Origin of the sequence: Streptococcus vestibularis, from assembly GCF_900636445.1 — a bacterium.
GTDB lineage: Bacteria > Bacillota > Bacilli > Lactobacillales > Streptococcaceae > Streptococcus > Streptococcus vestibularis.
On the sequence record NZ_LR134275.1, the window covers coordinates 1640510 to 1657544 of the forward strand.

General features: G+C 41.4%; 17 protein-coding genes. All 17 read right to left on the minus strand.

What is annotated here, in order from left to right; translation table 11 throughout:
- Positions 1 to 83: 83 nt before the first annotated feature.
- The gene (locus tag EL076_RS08265; protein ID WP_126429997.1) at positions 84 to 386 is read right to left on the minus strand and encodes a hypothetical protein; all 303 of its coding nucleotides are present in this window, start codon (positions 384 to 386) and stop codon (positions 84 to 86) included.
- A gap of 76 nt (positions 387 to 462) precedes the next feature.
- Positions 463 to 990 carry a VanZ family protein gene (locus EL076_RS08270; protein WP_126429999.1) on the minus strand — a complete coding sequence of 176 codons (528 nt, stop codon included), beginning with the start codon at positions 988 to 990 and terminating at the stop codon, positions 463 to 465.
- Between the two features lies 1 nt (position 991).
- The gene (gene rlmN, locus EL076_RS08275; protein ID WP_126430157.1) at positions 992 to 2101 is read right to left on the minus strand and encodes a 23S rRNA (adenine(2503)-C(2))-methyltransferase RlmN; all 1110 of its coding nucleotides are present in this window, start codon (positions 2099 to 2101) and stop codon (positions 992 to 994) included.
- A 63-nt stretch (positions 2102 to 2164) separates the two neighbouring features.
- Positions 2165 to 2887, minus strand: coding sequence for a YutD family protein (locus tag EL076_RS08280; RefSeq protein ID WP_126430001.1), 723 nt, complete (start codon positions 2885 to 2887; stop codon positions 2165 to 2167).
- A 54-nt stretch (positions 2888 to 2941) separates the two neighbouring features.
- Complete coding sequence (locus EL076_RS08285) at positions 2942 to 4297, minus strand: bifunctional metallophosphatase/5'-nucleotidase (RefSeq protein WP_126430003.1); 1356 nt, start codon at positions 4295 to 4297, stop codon at positions 2942 to 2944.
- Between the two features lie 95 nt (positions 4298 to 4392).
- A complete protein-coding gene (locus EL076_RS08290) occupies positions 4393 to 5736 on the minus strand; it encodes a DEAD/DEAH box helicase (RefSeq protein WP_045772449.1) in 1344 nt (447 codons plus the stop codon).
- Between the two features lie 73 nt (positions 5737 to 5809).
- Positions 5810 to 6832: a phospho-N-acetylmuramoyl-pentapeptide-transferase gene (gene mraY, locus EL076_RS08295; protein WP_126430005.1), complete on the minus strand. Its 1023-nt coding sequence runs from the start codon at positions 6830 to 6832 to the stop codon at positions 5810 to 5812.
- Position 6833: 1 nt separating this feature from the next.
- Complete coding sequence (gene pbp2x / locus EL076_RS08300) at positions 6834 to 9101, minus strand: penicillin-binding protein PBP2X (protein ID WP_126430007.1); 2268 nt, start codon at positions 9099 to 9101, stop codon at positions 6834 to 6836.
- A gap of 3 nt (positions 9102 to 9104) precedes the next feature.
- Positions 9105 to 9425 (minus strand): cell division protein FtsL, encoded by a 321-nt coding sequence (gene ftsL, locus EL076_RS08305; RefSeq protein ID WP_003093404.1) that lies wholly within the window; start codon positions 9423 to 9425, stop codon positions 9105 to 9107.
- Positions 9426 to 9427: 2 nt separating this feature from the next.
- Positions 9428 to 10378: a 16S rRNA (cytosine(1402)-N(4))-methyltransferase RsmH gene (gene rsmH / locus EL076_RS08310; RefSeq protein WP_126430009.1), complete on the minus strand. Its 951-nt coding sequence runs from the start codon at positions 10376 to 10378 to the stop codon at positions 9428 to 9430.
- 114 nt (positions 10379 to 10492) lie between these two features.
- A complete protein-coding gene (locus EL076_RS10110; protein ID WP_232009638.1) occupies positions 10493 to 11518 on the minus strand; it encodes a hypothetical protein in 1026 nt (341 codons plus the stop codon).
- Between the two features lie 33 nt (positions 11519 to 11551).
- Entirely contained in the window at positions 11552 to 11983 is a 432-nt protein-coding gene (locus tag EL076_RS08325) for a hypothetical protein (protein ID WP_003093925.1), read from the minus strand.
- Between the two features lie 137 nt (positions 11984 to 12120).
- Positions 12121 to 12498, minus strand: a complete 378-nt coding sequence (locus EL076_RS08330; RefSeq protein ID WP_126430011.1) for a DUF805 domain-containing protein — start codon at positions 12496 to 12498, stop codon at positions 12121 to 12123.
- Positions 12499 to 12527: 29 nt separating this feature from the next.
- The gene (locus EL076_RS08335; protein ID WP_003094634.1) at positions 12528 to 13778 is read right to left on the minus strand and encodes a glutamate-5-semialdehyde dehydrogenase; all 1251 of its coding nucleotides are present in this window, start codon (positions 13776 to 13778) and stop codon (positions 12528 to 12530) included.
- 1 nt (position 13779) lies between these two features.
- On the minus strand, positions 13780 to 14583 hold the full coding sequence (gene proB / locus EL076_RS08340) for a glutamate 5-kinase (RefSeq protein WP_003093253.1): 804 nt from the start codon (positions 14581 to 14583) through the stop codon (positions 13780 to 13782).
- A gap of 120 nt (positions 14584 to 14703) precedes the next feature.
- Positions 14704 to 16293, minus strand: coding sequence for an ABC transporter permease (locus tag EL076_RS08345; protein ID WP_126430013.1), 1590 nt, complete (start codon positions 16291 to 16293; stop codon positions 14704 to 14706).
- Positions 16294 to 16295: 2 nt separating this feature from the next.
- On the minus strand, positions 16296 to 17027 hold the full coding sequence (locus EL076_RS08350; protein ID WP_126430014.1) for an ABC transporter ATP-binding protein: 732 nt from the start codon (positions 17025 to 17027) through the stop codon (positions 16296 to 16298).
- Positions 17028 to 17035 lie beyond the last annotated feature (8 nt).

Here is a 17035-nt window from a genome sequence, read left to right on the forward strand (position 1 = left end):
TTACAAATGGTTAATAATAGACCTCGTATAAGTCTCGTATGATAAGGTTACTTCCAATAGCGATAGATTGTGCCATCTTCTAACTAAAAGTGACCAATATAAGTCAATTTCCCAAAATCAGTAGACTCTGGCAATTGATAAGCAAAGGAGTCAAAATTATAGACCTTGTACCCACCATCCATAGAGTAACTATCCTTATCATGGATAACTGACGCATCCTTCTTAGGGTTCCAAATGCGTCTGATTTCATCAGATATCTTATACTCTCTGACAAAATTGTACAATTCAAAGTTAGTTGCCTCACTGAGATAGCGACCATCGGTGTTGTAGTTGGCTAATTGAAGCTCTCTCTTGAGCTCAGAATAATTCCAAACGTGTTTATTCATTTTCCCTCTTTTGAATGTGTTGTATTTGTATGATAGAAAATAAGTGAAACCTGAGACTAAAAGTGTCCCAGGTTTTTTACTCTTTAGAATGCGTTTGAATCAGTTTTACAAGAAGGCGGTAGACACCTAGTGCCACCAAACCACCCAAGGTATTGGTCCATAAATCATCTAGCTCAAAGACACGATTAGCATCAATGAGAAGATCTAGAATGACTTGTCCAACCTCAATCGTCAAAGACATAACAAACGTGGCTAAAAGGACCTTTTTCCAAGACCTAAATCTGGGGGACAAGGCTAAAAGCCCTAAAATCAGCGGACTTAGCAAGAAAATGTTGGTCACATTTTGCCCAAGCACAAAGACAATCTCTTTAAGACTATCCAGCTGATAAAAGTTGGTTAAACTATTGAATGGGGTTAATAGGACCACAACACGACCAAAATGTTGAATACCAGGGGTTTCAACACCTTTAACTAGCCCGTACTGGGGTGTCCAGCATAGGAGTACTAAACAAAGGAGATAAGCACAGACCAAAACTCGGCTTAGCTTTCTTCCTTTTGGTGTTAGTTCTCCATCCTTATCTACCCAAGTCTTAAGCTGAAACATCTTACTTACCTTCTGATTTACCAGAAGCTTCTGCCACTGCCTTTTGACGATCGCGTTTCATAGTGTTTGAACGCAATTGTCCACAAGCTGCATCGATATCTGTACCGTGCTCTTGACGAACGACACAGTTAACCCCGTTTTTCTTGAGCACATCGTAGAAGGCCGCCACACGTTCCTTGGTTGAACGACTATATTGGTCGTGCTCTGATACTGGGTTATATGGAATCAAGTTGATATATGACAACTTACGGATTTTCTTAGTCAAATCAGCCAACTCTTGAGCATTTTCAGGATGGTCATTGACCTCATTAAGCATGATGTACTCAAAAGTTACACGACGGTTGGTTGTTTGGATGTAATACTCGATAGCTTCAAAGAGTTTTTCAAGTGGGAATGAGCGGTTGATACGCATGATGCTTGAACGAAGGTCATTGTTAGGCGCGTGAAGTGATACGGCAAGGTTAACTTGAACACCTTCGTTAGCAAATTCCTTGATTTTTGGTGCCAAACCAGATGTTGACACGGTAATGTGACGCGCTCCGATAGCAAGACCATTATCATTGTTAATGGTACGCAAGAAGCGAAGCACATTGTCATAGTTATCAAATGGCTCACCAATACCCATAACAACCACGTGGCTGACACGTTCACCATCGCCACGGTCATCAAAATATTTTTGTACCAACATGATTTGTGCCACAATCTCACCAGCAGTCAAGTCACGTTGTTTCTTAATCAAACCACTGGCACAGAAAGTACAACCAATGTTACAGCCAACCTGAGTTGTCACACACACAGACAAACCATAGTGTTGACGCATCAAAACCGTCTCAATCAACATACCATCTGGCAATTCAAAAAGATACTTAACTGTACCATCTTTTGATTCTTGAACGATACGCTGTTTTAATGGGTTTACGCAGAAATTCTCGTTTAATTTAGCAATGAAGTCCTTAGAAATGTTGGTCATTTTTTCGAAAGACTGCACACGCTTCTTGTAGAGCCAATCCCAAATTTGAGTCGCACGGAATTTCTTTTCACCGTGTTCCATAGCCCAGTCGATTAACTCATCACGAGTAAGACCGTAAATAGAAGGTTTGTAGCCCTCCATATCCTCTAACTTCTGACGTTTACGACGTTCTGGTTTTGCTTGTGTTGTTACTTCTGACATAGTTTAATTTCCTTTTTTTCTGATTGTAAAATGCTGACCATCTGATTTGGCATTACTTTGTTTTTTCAGTGAGGTGTGTTGATTCTTTGAAGCTTTCTTCTGACTCTTCTTGAAGTTAGACTTTCGCTCACGACTACCATCCTCGGGCCTAGATTTGAACTTAGGTCGACGCTTGATTTTCTCAAAGCTCGGCCCCTCTTGGTCCCTATCTCTTCGTTTGGACTTATCCCGCTTTTGCTTAGCAGAAGCTTTTTGGCCCTTATTCTTTTGAGAAGCATTACGCTCCTTCTCTCTAGATTCCTGAGAAGAATGACGATGATTGTTAGAACGACGACGCTTGCGACGAGGCTCTGTCTCCTCTTCAAAGACGATTAACTGCGGTTCTTCATTTTTCAAAATAAAGTAGGCACAACCAAAGGCACAGTATTCACGTAAATACTCTGACAATCGGCTAATACGATCTGTCTTACGCGTATTAGGACGCTCGTCCTCGTAAAAGCCCTTAAGGCGAAGCTGGTCATTAGACCAGTCCCCAACAATATAGTCATACTTGAGCATGATTTCAGAAAAACGTTGCCCAAAGCGGGTAGCGTCTAAAGCATCCTTGTGATTTTCAAGAACCGTAAACTGACAGGCATCTGATTTCAGAAGGTCAGCCACACACACAAAGTCTGGCCCTGGATATTTATTATAATTAAACATTTCTGGCAAGATTTCTTTACGCATGTGCCATCCTTTCTGCTCTCTCTTATTTTCTATCCTGATGCTATGATAATGTTCTTATCTCTTATCCCAATCAGCACCATTTTTTCTTAAATACTTAGCCACAAGTTCCCTTAACAAATCTGGAAAAAGAAGAGTAACTTCCTTTTCTTTAATTGTAGGAAAGTAAGAAGCAAAGTAGTATTGGTCCACAAGGACTAAACTAAACTTCTCATTGGAATCTACAACCCTACTATTATACAACAAATTACCGTTTTTGTAAGCAAAATTCCCCGTGATTACTTCACCAAATGTCTTCCCTCTAAATCCCATACCTTTAATAGCTTGGTTTTTAAGGAGTTCAGCCTTGGTAAAAACTTCACGACAGATTTCCTTGAGTTCTTGTCCTGTCACGACTAGACGCGCCATCCGCATCTGATGGGGAAGGGCTTCTTGAAGGTCTGCCATGGTCACTTGTGGACCCATCGTTTTCATGATAAGACCTGTATTTAAAAGCGTTAACTGGCTATCTGTCTCCTGACAAACAGCTTGTAAAACCAATTGACAGGTCTCATCAAAATCTAGTTCTCGACCTAGATTAGCTACTTTTTTCTGAGCTAAACGACGATGCCCTTCCTCACGCATGGCTTTGATAAAGGTTTCGTCCTCCTTGTCTAAATCAAAGATATAGGACTTGGTGGGGATAGCCTCAATCTGACACTCTATCAATTGCCCATTTTTCACAGTAAGGTCAATACAGCCAAGATAATAACCATATCTGTCAGCAGCTGCTAAATAGGTTTCATTGACTAATTTGCCCTCTTCAAAAAGGTGATGCGTGTGGCTTCCGATGACAAGATTTACCTGTGGATAAGTCTCTGCAATCTGCTCATCATAACGTACACCTAGGTGGCTAAGAACGACGACTATATCTGCATCCCTTACCTCGGGACGAGCCAAATCCTCTTCCAACCGAGCCATAGGCTCTAACACTTGCCAACCGTTGGGAGCATAGGTGATGTAATATGGGAAGGTATAGGCCAAGAAAGCAATGTTTGTACCTGCTTTAGTTTTGTGGATAAGATAGGGCTTAGCCCATTCAGGTTGTCTCCCCTCATCCTTGAGATTTCCTATGATCGGCTGAAACTTAGCCTGCTCATAAAGACAGTCTAGCTCCTCCTTGGCCAGACCAATCCCCTCATTATTTCCAATAGTCGCATAGTCTATCCCCAACTCATTCATCAGGGCTACATTAAAACGCCCGGCTGTCGCATCAGATAAGGGATGGGACTTATCCACATTGTCCCCAAGATCTACCTTGATCAACTCTCTATCTGTCTGACTCAAATCATCCACAGCTCGCTTGAGTTGTGGATACTGTTCAAAATGAGAGTGTAAATCATTGATATGAAGAATTCGAATCTTGTCTTTCATGACTCCTATTGTAGCACTTTTGCTATAAAAAAACTTGACAATCATTCTGCCAAGTTTTTACATATCTAAATTTTCTTACACCTAGAAGCCAATACTTAGAAACTTTGCTTCTTAGCTTTACGCTCAGCTCGCCCCTTAGCACGGTTAGCCGCACGGCGCTCACGTTTGCGTTTTTCGTCAACCTTCCACTGAATTTTCTTCTTATAGCCAGGTTTGATCTTTTTCTTTTTCTTCTTAACCAAACCGATCATTTCCGTATCAAGTTTTTGATAAGCTTTTTCACGGTTGGCACGACGGTCACGGTCATAGGTATCTTGAAACTCGCCGTCCTTATAGACTTTAGGGTCAAAGGTAATCCCCATCTTTTCAAGCTCACGAATATCTGAGTCGTCACTTGGTTGATAGAGGGTGATAGCTGTCCCTGACAAACCATTACGTCCTGTACGCCCTACACGGTGAACAAAGAAGGACAAGTCTTGAGGGATGGCATCATTGATAACATGGCTCACCCCTTCAATATCAATCCCACGCGCTGCAAGGTCAGTCGCTACAATGTACTCAAAATCAAGCTTCTTGACTTGATTCATGATACGCTTACGTTCACGTGGTGGAATACCTCCATGAATTTTTGCAACCTTAAGACCATTTGACACTAGGTAGCTGTGCAAATCGTCAGCACGTTCCTTAGTATTAACGAAAATCATTGCCAAATATGGCTGCATTCCCTTAAGCATCTCAAGAATCTGTTCATTCTTGTTGCGCCCCTTGGTAGATACCAACCAGTTATCAATGGTATCTGCAATAACTGTTGAAGTTTTGATTTGTTCCATGACTGGATTGGTCAAATATTTCTTCAAGAATGGTTGCAATTTTTGAGGAATGGTTGCTGAGAAGACCAAAATTTGAACTTCCTTAGGCAGACTTGCCGCAATCTTGTCCACAGTATCCAAGAATCCCATGTCCATGGTCATATCAGCTTCGTCAACAACAAAGGTATGGGCCTTGTGGATAGTCAAATCACCAGACTTAACTAGGTCATAGATACGCCCTGGTGTCCCGATAACAATATGAGGTTGGGCTACCTTGAGTTTCTCAATCTGACGTTGCTTGTCTGTACCACCCACATAATTGACTACACGAATTTCAGTCTCAGAATGTTTGGCAATTTGTTTTGTCGCTTGGTAAATTTGTGTCGCCAATTCACGTGATGGCGCTGTAATAACAACCTGAACATCACCACTCTTTGGATTTAGTTTCTCAAAAATTGGCAGGAGGAAGGTATGTGTCTTCCCTGAACCCGTCTTTGATTCACCCACTAAATCACGACCTGAACGAACCACTGGAATCAATTTCTGTTGAACAGGTGTTGGCTCCTTAAACTTAATCTCGTCAAGAGCCTCCTGAATAAATGTTTTAAAATTAAAATCTTTAAATGACATGTTTTTTTACTTCTTTTCTATCTAGTCTATCCCTATCATTATAACAAAAAAAGAGCATTTCTGCTCTTTTCATTTATTTCATAACGTTTCCAAGAACCATCCAAAGGGTAATGGCACTTGCAAGTGCTCCAACTGCCCAAAGGAAAGCATCAACCTTCCACTCTGACCATTTGTCGCCCTTACCTGAAAGACCTCCCAATTCGAGATGATGGTGGAATGGTGTCATACGGAAGATACGACGACCTTCTCCATACTTACGCTTAGTGTATTTGAAATAGCTGACCTGTAGCATGACAGAAGCTGTCTCAAAGACATAAACCACACCAATCAAAAGTAAAGTCCACTCTACACGTAAGGCAATAGAGATAACTGCAAGCATAGCTCCAAGTGACAAGGAGCCGACATCTCCCATAAAGACCTTGGCTGGCTTGTGGTTAAAGACGAAGAAGCCAAGAAGAGCCCCAATCATAGTGATAATGATGGTCAAGATAGCGAACTCACCCTTGACAAAAGCGATAATCCCATAGGCAATCAAGCTGATAACCACAGAGATAGAAGCTAAACCATCAATACCATCTGTCAAGTTGACCGCATTTGAGAAACCAACGATCCAGAAAAGGACAAAGAGAACATAGAAGACACCAAGATGAATCGTCAATCCTCCAATAGATAGGCTATTTGTCCCACTAGGAAGTACATGGATGAAATAGAAAAGCAAACCTGCAATAATCTGCAAAGCCATCTTTTGCCAAGGTTTAAGACCCTCATTGATTTGATGGAAAATCTTAAGGAAATCATCAAGGAAGCCGATAATACCATAAATCAAAATTACAAAGAGAATCCCTGCTGTAGCACCATAAACTTGGTGCCCCTCAGTAAAGACGCGGAAGTTGAAAATCAAACTAACCAAGATGGCAACCACTAGGAAGACTGTCCCTCCCATAGTTGGTGTACCAGCCTTAGCCAGATGTTGCTTCACATCTTCATGCATCTGTTGGCCACCGATTTTTTTGATTTTGTAGTAAGTAATAAAGTGAGGCATGGCGAGCACCGTCAACACAAAGGCGGCCACGCCTGCTATCAGACTCATAGTCATCTTAGTCTCCTAAAGTAATGGTAATCTTTTTGGTTTTAGACAGGGCTTTTCCTGCCGCAACACTTTGTTTGGTCACAGTCCCTGACTTGCCACCTTTGTAAGTAATTTTAATGCCTTTCCATTTGGCAAATGTTTCAACATTCTTCTTGGTCCAACCATACATGTCTGGAAGTTCTGTGAAGTCATTAGTCATGATTAGGATCTGCTCATTAGCTTTAATATCAGCTTTTGCATCTACAGAAACCTTTTCAATCTTATTGCCAACACCCAGAACAATCGGATGAATTAGGTTTTGGCGAAGAGTATTAGCTGTCTCTCCTGGTGTCTTACCAATGATATCACCAGTTTGATAGCTAGTCTCTTCAGTCTTTCCACTCCCATCAGAAACAGAAGCATCCAAAGTAGCACCCATGGACATGGCTTCTTCTAAAACAGGGTTCACCACAGTCGCAAAGAAATTATTATCCCAGGTCTGAGGCTCTTGAACGGTCACATACATGATGTATTCTGGATCATCAGAAGGAACCATGGCTACAACTGAGTTGAGAGTCTCGTTGGTCCCAACTTTATAGGTTCCTGTCTTTTCATCGGCCACTTGGGCTGTTCCTGACTTAACCGCAACATCATAGTTACCAACCTGAATGATTGGTGAACCTTCAGACTTATTGTACAGGGTACCAAACTCTGGATCTGTACCAACAGAAATCATATAATTACGGGTTTCAGAAGCAGACTGCTTAGAAACAGGTTTACCAATAACTTCTTTCTTGGCTGTACGAACAGTACCTTGATTAGTATCGGCAACTTGTTTAATAAATTGAGGCTCTAACATAATACCATTGTTAGAGATTGCGGTAAAGGCTCGGAGCATTTGGACTTGAGTTACTGAAATCCCTTGTCCAAAAGATGATTGGGCAATATTAACTGAGTTTCGAGAGACAATCCCTGAAGACTCACCAACCATCCCAAAGCGGGTTGGAAGTCCAAATTTGTATAGCGATAGGTAGTTAGACCAGACTTTGTCTCCCATGTCTTGTTCCAGCATGGTCATACCAACGTTACTTGAATATGAAAATCCTTGTGCAAATGACATCGTTCGACCTGTTGAAATACCTTCATTGATTGACCAATCATTGATTTCAACATCATCAACCTTAATACCATTAGCGTTACTGTAGGTTGCATTCGGGTTGAAACTTCCATTATTTATAGCTGCTGACAAGAGCATCACTTTCATGGTTGACCCTGGCTCATACTGAGCTTCATAGAGGCGGTTGACCCAGTCGTAACCTTTTTTAGTCTGTCCTTCTAGCGTATCCGAGTTATAGGTTGGACGTTGTGTCGTTGCAAGGATTTCACCTGTTTTTGCATTGACAACTGTTGCTGAAGCATTTACACCTTTGGTCTGCTCCATAAACGTATCCATCTGCGTCTCTAGGAAGGTCTGAAGGGGTGCCGACAAGGTCGTATAGATATTCTTACCATCGATAGCTTCTTTGGTAATCGTTTCCGTACCCAGAAGCGTATTACCGTCTTTATCCTTCTCATAGATAGCTTCCCCATCTGTCCCAGTCAACAAGCTATTAAGTGAACGCTCCAAACCTGTTTGACCAATCAAAGAATAAGAACCATCTTTTTTATTTTCAATAGCTTCAGCACGACCAAGAAACTCTGATGCAAAGGTGCCATTAGGGTACATACGTGATGTTGTTGCCTCAAATGCCATCCCCTTAATACCTGCATCCTTAAAAGTCTTTTCCAGGTCCTCTTTGACAGAGTAGGTGATTCCTTTTCCTTTTAGTCCAAAGGATACTTGATAGGCACCCTTGGTACGCAATTGAGCCAAAGCATCACTCTTTTCAATCCCTAGCTTGTCTTTCAAAATATCGGCAACCTTATCAAACTGACTATCTTGGACATAGAGTTTTTCCCGAGTTGCTGACACATAGCTGGTTGATACAATAGCATAGATGGAATAACTGGTTGAATCCTCAGCCAAAACATTCCCATTTCGGTCATAAATCGTCCCACGCTTGGCCGCCACTGTGGTTTTCGTGTTATAAGACTTAGCAGCCTGTGTTGACAAATCAACACCAAACTTACTATCGGTCCCAATAATTACCACAAAGTTGATAATAAAAACAAAAAAGATAAAAATGCTGAGAACCATCAGGTTCTGACCAACACGCTGTCGGTTTTGGGCTGGCTTTTTCCTATCCCTTACGACATAGTTTAGAAATAAATGTTTAAGTTTTTTAAGTCTGTTCATTGGCTATTTCACACTCTTAATACTATCGTTATTAATAGACAGTCCTGCCTTAGTGGCAATCTCTTTGATACGATCAGAGTTAGTTAACTCATTTACTGCCTGCTTAGCATTGTTAAGCTCTGTCTTTTCGTCACTAATCTTGCGATTAAGGTCTGTGATTTGTTGCTTGATAGCCTGATTACGCCCTTGTAAAAATACAACTGCGATACTCATCACAATAGCTGTCAAAACAATTGCCGAATAGAAGGCCTTTTCCATACGTGTCATAAAACGAATATGGTTTCTAATAGCCCTATTAACAATCTGACGTTCCTGATTTTCCATAGTTACTTCCTGATTTTTTTAGCCACACGCAACTTAGCAGAGTGCGAGCGGTTATTAGCTTCTAATTCTTCCTGACTAGGTAGGATAGGCTTGCGATTAACCAGAGCTACCTTCGGTTGTAAGTCTTCGGGAATAAAAGGTAAGCCTTTAGGTACATCTATCGTGCTAGCTTCCTTGAAAAGCTGCTTAGTCAACCGATCCTCCAAAGAATGGAAGGTAATCACCGAAATACGACCATCCACAGCTAGGAGATCCAAAGCCTCCTGAATAGATTCATCCGCAGCACCAAGTTCATCGTTCACTTCGATTCGAATAGCTTGGAAAATTTGCTTGGCTGGATGGCCCTTCTTCTTCAATTCCTTAGCAGGCTTAGCTGATTTAATGATTTCTGCCAGTTCCGTCGTCGTCTCGATAGGTTTTACCTGACGCACTTGCTCAATCTTACGTGCAATTTGTTTAGAGAACTTGTCTTCACCATACTTGAAGAAAATACGCACCAAATCGTTGTAAGGATAAGTATTAACCACCTCATAGGCCGTTAAACTAGCTTCCTCATTCATACGCATATCCAGCTTGGCATCCTGTTTGTAGGAAAAACCACGCTCACGCTCATCCAACTGTGGGCTAGACACACCCAAATCGTAGAGAATGCCATCAATTTCAGACACTCCTAGAGCTTCAAGGTTAGATCTGAGGTTACGGAAATTATCCTTAATGAAAGTTACCATTCCCTTATCAATATAGTCCTTGAGACGCACTTGAGCATTATCAATAGCCTTTTGATCCTGATCAAAACAGTACAAATGACCCTTTTCAGACAATTGTGACAATAGATAAGACGAATGTCCTGCGCCACCCAAGGTCGCATCAACATAGATGCCATCGGGCTTGATATCAAGCATATCAACAGTTTCGTGTAAAAGAACGGTTACATGGTGAAATTCATTAGTCATAACTTCTATTATAGCACAAGAATGGAGAAATTGTCTCGTTCTGTAAGTTAACAGGATAGTAAAAAAGCCAGACCTGTGGCCTGGCTTGATGATTGATAGATCGGTTCTCGAAAATCAGTCAACTCTGTAAAAATAACTTTCCTCAGATGGCATCCCATTCGTTGCTAAGATACGGTCCTTACTGTTATCCCCCGCATCACTTCCATCGCTAACTCCTTTAGTACAAAGAGCAATTGGGGCATTCCCTACTGGGCTAGAATACACATAAGTTAGGGTATATATTACTGACACATATTGATTGGATGGGACTTTGTCAATAGGGTAAGTAGAACCCCAGAGATTCAACTGTCCATCCGAAGTAATGGTGATAGTCTGTCCATTTGAAGACTTCCATGTCCCTACAGCTGATTTGTAGTTACCATTTTTCAGTTCATCAGGCTTGAGGGCTGATGAACTTGTTTGTGTTTGTGACGATGTGCTAGAACTACTATTAGTAGAGGCACTGCTCAAATCCTTCCAACCCCAATTAGAGAGATCAACCTCATCTGCACCCGAATCACTGTCCTCTTTTTCAAGAGACTGACCATCACTACTAAAGCGGTAGCCAGAGCCTCCACCAGCCATAGCACCAGCACTACCATAGTAGCTAAAGGTGTTATCCATAAGGTAGGCCAATGTCATACGCTCACCCAACATCCCCAGTTGTTGACCTTCTGTCAGACGAATGACCTGACCACTATCTTTAGAAATAGTGTAGATATCCGTAATCATATAGTCTTTAAAGACATTTCCAGGTTTAAAAGCAAATACCAACTCATCAACACCATTACCATCCAAATCACGGTAAGTATAGACCGTTGAGGCATGCTTCATTTGAGAATTAGCATAGCCCACCACCAAAGGGTTAATTGAAGAGTCAGTTTGATTGTCAGCAACAGCTGTTTGATACTTGCTGATGATATCATCATAAGCAGAGGTATCTACTTTTTCCTCTTCACTTGAACTTGAGTCTTCGCTTTCGCTACCGTCTGATTGGGACTGCTCTACTGATGAGGAAGAATTGGTAGATGATAAATGATTAGACTGATTTGAACAAGCAGCCAATAGGGCTAGGCTAGATAAGCCAGTTACTAATAACAATAATTTCTTTTTCAGGATAATCTTTATATCTTTCTATTCGGTTACAGTAGAGCTAATATCTGAGCTATAGGCAGGGTCTGTGTTTGAGGTCTCATCATTCGACTCGGTATCAGTTGTTTGGTGAGCATAATTATACTGTGGCACTTGGTAAGTCCCTTGGACTGAGGAAGGAGCCGGTGTCACAGTAGTCGTTGTGCCCGCCTGTGCCTGGCTAGCTGCTACTGGTGCAGTACTAGAGCTTGATGACTCGCTAGACGTTGATGCCGACGATGACGAGGTAGAACTTGATGATTTAGAGGGTGCCTTAGCTTTTGATGATGACTGTTTGGTGCTGACCCTCATCCCTACCTCAGCATGATGGTGAGTAGGACGTAAAAAGACGATTGCCAAAGCCAAAAGGATAGCTGGTAGGATAAATGCTAAAATAAGGTAACGTTTTTCTTTTAAGTGACGAAATAGTTTCATAGAGTATTCACATTTCAATTATATTTTAGTGTTGATTAGTCTCAGATAAGATTATATCAGAAATATTAAAATGTGCAACATTGACATAAAGCTTTTTGACATCAGAAAAACCAACTCTTTGAGTTGGTTGATTGTCGTTATTGTTGTGGGTTATTGAAGTTGTTGAATGGAAACTCTACTTTAGTTGGCTTACATAACAAAACAAGTAAAATGATCCAACCTACAAACGGAATAAAAATAGTAAAAATATAAGGCCACGTATATCCAGCATCACGCAAACGACGAACTGTTACAGCAAGACCATATATTAACATAGCTAATATCAGTAAGATTGCAATAGTACCTAGTGGACCAGCCACACTACCATCATTAGCACCTATAAATATACCTGCTAAAATCCCTACAGCGAAAATGACTAAAATATTTGCTAACACCGCAAACCAATAATCTGAGTGGCTTGAGCGGCCTTCAAAATCTACATAGCCCTTCCAATATTTTTTATAAGCTTTAAACATCACCAAAGCTCCTCATGGAGCTTGATGGGTTATTCTCTAATTTGACCTTGGCCGTTGATATAGAACTTAGTTGAGGTTAGGGCCTCAAGTCCCATTGGGCCACGGGCGTGCATTTTTTGGGTTGAGATTCCGATTTCAGCACCTAGTCCAAAGACGAAGCCATCGGTGAAGCGGGTTGAGGCATTAACATAGACCGCTGCAGCGTCTACGTCATCTTGGAATTGCTCCGAGCGACTGATATCCTGAGTTACTATAGCCTCTGAATGCGATGTCGTGTAAGTATTAATCCAATCAATAGCCTCATCAAGGCTATCTACTACTTTAACAGACATGATATAGTCAAGAAACTCTGTCGCAAAATCCTCTGGTGAAGCGGGTACAGCTTTTTCCATAAGTTTCAATGCCCTTTCATCCGCACGGAACTCAACAGACTGAATTTTTGAAATAGCTTTTTCCAAGTTAGGTAAGAATTCTTCTGCAATATCAGCATGAACGACGAGAGATTCTGCAGCGTTACACACACTTGGTCGTTGGGTTTTGGCATTAATGACAATCTGTGTCGCCATATCTAAGTTAGCATATTTATCCACATAAATATGACAGTTACCAACACCCGTTTCGATGACTGGAACCTTGGCTTTTTCTTTAACCGTCTGGATGAGACGGGCTCCACCACGAGGGATGAGCAAATCAACATACTTGGTCGCCGCCATGAGTTCCTCGGCTACCTCATGAGAGGTATCTTCAATCAGTTGAACAGCATCTGCTGTGATACCCGCATTTTCTAAAGCTTTACGAGCTACCGTAACCAAGGCCTTATTAGAATTGATAGCATCACGTCCTCCACGAAGAATAATGGCATTATTAGTCTTAAAGGCAAGGCTAAAAGCATCGATTGAAACATTAGGACGACTCTCAAAAATCATAGCGATAACACCCATGGGAACACGCTTTTGAACGATTTTGAGCCCATCCAGATTCGTATAGCCACGAACTACTTGGCCGATGGGATCTTGGAGATCTGCGACCTGACGGACACCCTCAGCAATTCCTGCGATACGGTCTTCCGTTAAGAGCAAGCGGTCTTGCATAATCTCTGAAATACCATTTTCCTTGGCATTGGCCATATCCTTAGCATTTTCAGTGATAATATAGGCACTCTCAGCTACTAGAGCTTTAGCTACCTGATTTAAAAGGTCGTTTTTAGCTGCTGTTGACAATTTAGCAATCTGATGACCTGCCACCTTGGCCTGCTGGCCCAATGTATCAATATATGTCATATTAGTCCTCCTGCTTAAAGAGTGTACCGATTTTGGCTCCTTCTAGGACACGAAGAATGTCACGTGGATTTTCACCATTCATTAAAACCATTTGGCTTTGGTTTTCAAAAACCATCTGGGCTGACTTAATTTTACTCATCATACCACCCGTACCAAATTTACTACCAGCACCACCAGCTGAGGCTAGAATTTCCTCGGTAATCTCTGGTACATAGCTACGAAGGGTTGCATCCTCATAGACATTTGGGTTCTTATCAAAGAGCCCATCAATATCAGACAACATGATAAGTAAGTCCGCACCAACAACCTTAGCTACGATAGCTGACAAGCGGTCATTGTCTCCAAACTTAGTTGCATGATCCATTTCATCTACGCTGACAGCATCATTTTCATTAACAACTGGAACAACTCCAAGCTCAAAGAGACTTTCAAAGGCATTGATGGCGTTGGCCAAACTCTCGGGATACTCGACCACATCACGAGTCAAAAGAAGCTGAGACACCTTGGTTTGGTAATGTGAAAAGACCTGAGAGTAAAGGCTCATCATGGCCACCTGCCCTACACTTGAGACAGCCTGTTGCTTACCAACCTCTGCTGGGCGCTTCTCAAGATCTAGAACATTAAGACCAAATCCCATAGCCCCAGAGGATACGAGGACAACCTCAATCCCTTTATTATGTAAGCTAGAAATAACAAAAGCTAGCTGATCTATTTTTTCAAGATTAATTTTCCCTGATGGCAAAACCAGAGAGCTGGTCCCGATTTTGATAACTAGGCGTTTTACTGAGTCAAAATTTCGTTTCATGTTTATGATTATACACTAAATTCTTGTATTTTAACATATATAATGCATAACTTTAAATAACCAACATTATCATCAAAAAAAGAATCCCTCCAATCGGAGAGACTCTTTAAACAGTTTGTTCTAGGCAAAAAACATGGCTCTAATACGTTTCCAACGTCTGCGATCAACAAAGAGATAAACGATTAGGGCAACTACAGCTATAAGCCCAGATACTATAGCATTGACTACTAGGGCAATCCAGAACTTACTTACAAAGAAGACCACACCGCCCAGCAAGGCTGCAATAAAAATGGTAAGGACAAAGATACCCATATAAAGCCACTGGCCGCCACCTCGGTTGAAGAGCTGTGTAACTTCTTGCCAATTCACTTCCAACAATTTAAGGTCACGTTCAAAGAAATAGCCACCTGCAAGATAGGTTGTCACAAGAAAACCAATGATGAAACTCAGTACTAAAACCGGATGGAGATGTGCAAGGAATATTAAACCAAGCCCTCCTAATAAGAGGGAAACACTGACTTGCAAGCCATAGAAAATCCAAAACTTTTGACGAAGATAGTCACCCGTATTGATTGGCAAGCTACGAATAAAGTCAAAGTTTGTTCCCTCTAAGGAAGTTGCCACACCAAGAAAACTTGTTGGTTGCGCTGAAAAGAAACCAAAGGCAATTCCGACTAAAAGCATGAGCCCGAAATAGTCTGGACCTAAATCTTTCAAAAAGAACGCACCTCCACCCAGCATGATCATATATAATACTGGTACCACATAGGTATTGATAATGAGGGTTGAATTCCCCAAAGTAGATAAATGATGGCGAACCAAGACCTGTCTTTGGCTTCGAGTAACAGCTTTGGCCTGAGGCTTTCTAGCCTTCTGGTTATAAATGGCTTCGTGAAAATAACGAGGCATTCTGACTTTATAAAACCAATATCCCAAGATAAGCACTAAGATAAGAGGAAGATAGAAATTTAGCAGAGCCTCTGGAGATAGAGGTGCAGCTACGACATCATAGTAACCTCTTAGATAAGGCAACAAGGGAAAATTGACATGCCCAGCACCCTTAATATAACCATTAAGAAAACCAACCATCATGATAGGCAACATAATCAATATGGTCGACAGAGTCATCAGGATACTCGAATAGAGCTTTTGACGAGAACTACGAACAATCATGGTCCCAATGCTATTAGCGAGAACTACTGACAGAACGAGATTGACAAAAAGACAAAGGATAAAGGCAAATAGACCTACAGGTATCCCAAGCGGCCCAATAAATTGCCAGTAAGCTAGAATCAGAAGACTAAGGATAGGTACCATAAAGGTCATACCAACCATAAAACCTGACAAGGTCTTGGCAAGGAAAACTTCTGATGGTTTTAAGGGAAGAGGTAAATAGACCTTGCTATCTTTACTATCATAAAAGGTACTATAGAGAGCTGTAAATGTCTGGAGAAGTCCCATAACTGAAAATGTCAAGAGATATAGGGTTAGAACACCAGGGTTAGCCTTATAATCAATACCTACAAAAAGATAGCTATAGATAATCGTAAAAATAATTAAAATCAAGAGTTGCTGCCTGAGCATGGCATTAACGATGGAGAAATTGGCTTTTTTCTTTTTCTCCTGACGCTTCTGTAGGCTTGTAACTACCTGGGGATTCGCATAGAGGAGATTAATTTTAAAAAGCTCCCAAACATGGTTCCAGTTCATGACTACACCTCCTCGGCCTTACGTCCAGCCATTTCCAGATAAATGGTTTCCAAATCCTTGTCAGGGTACTGGTGCTTAAGCTCAGCTATAGACCCTTGGAAGATGAGTTTTCCTTTCTTCAAAATACCGATACGATCACAGAGCTGCTCAGCTACACTTAAAACGTGGGTTGAGAAGAGCACACTATTGCCCTCCTTAGCATGGTTACGCATGGCTTCTTTCAAATCATAAGACGCCTGGGGATCCAAACCGGTCAGAGGCTCATCCAAAACCCAAATCTGTGGATTAACCAAAAGGGCACCGATAACAACAACCTTCTGACGCATACCGTGAGAGAAGGATGAAATGAGGTTATAGCGATTTTCAGTCAAGTCAAAGGTAGACATGAGATCAGTCAAACGTTCCTCGACTTGACTAGCTTCCAAATCATAGATACGTGTCAAGAAGTACCAATAGTCATTGGCAGTCAAATTTAGAAATAAGTCCGGCGAATCTGGCACATATGCTATTTTCTTCTTAATAGCATCACGATGCAGGCTGAGGGCCATATCATCCACGTAAACTTCTCCGTAACTGGCTTCAATAATAGACGTCAAAATGGAAATGGTAGTGGTTTTACCAGCTCCATTGTGACCAATCAAACCAAAGATTTCACCATCTCGAATCTCGAGATTAAGATCTGAGAGAGCATCCTTATTTTCATATCGTTTCGTTACATGTTCAAATCGAATCATTTTGTATC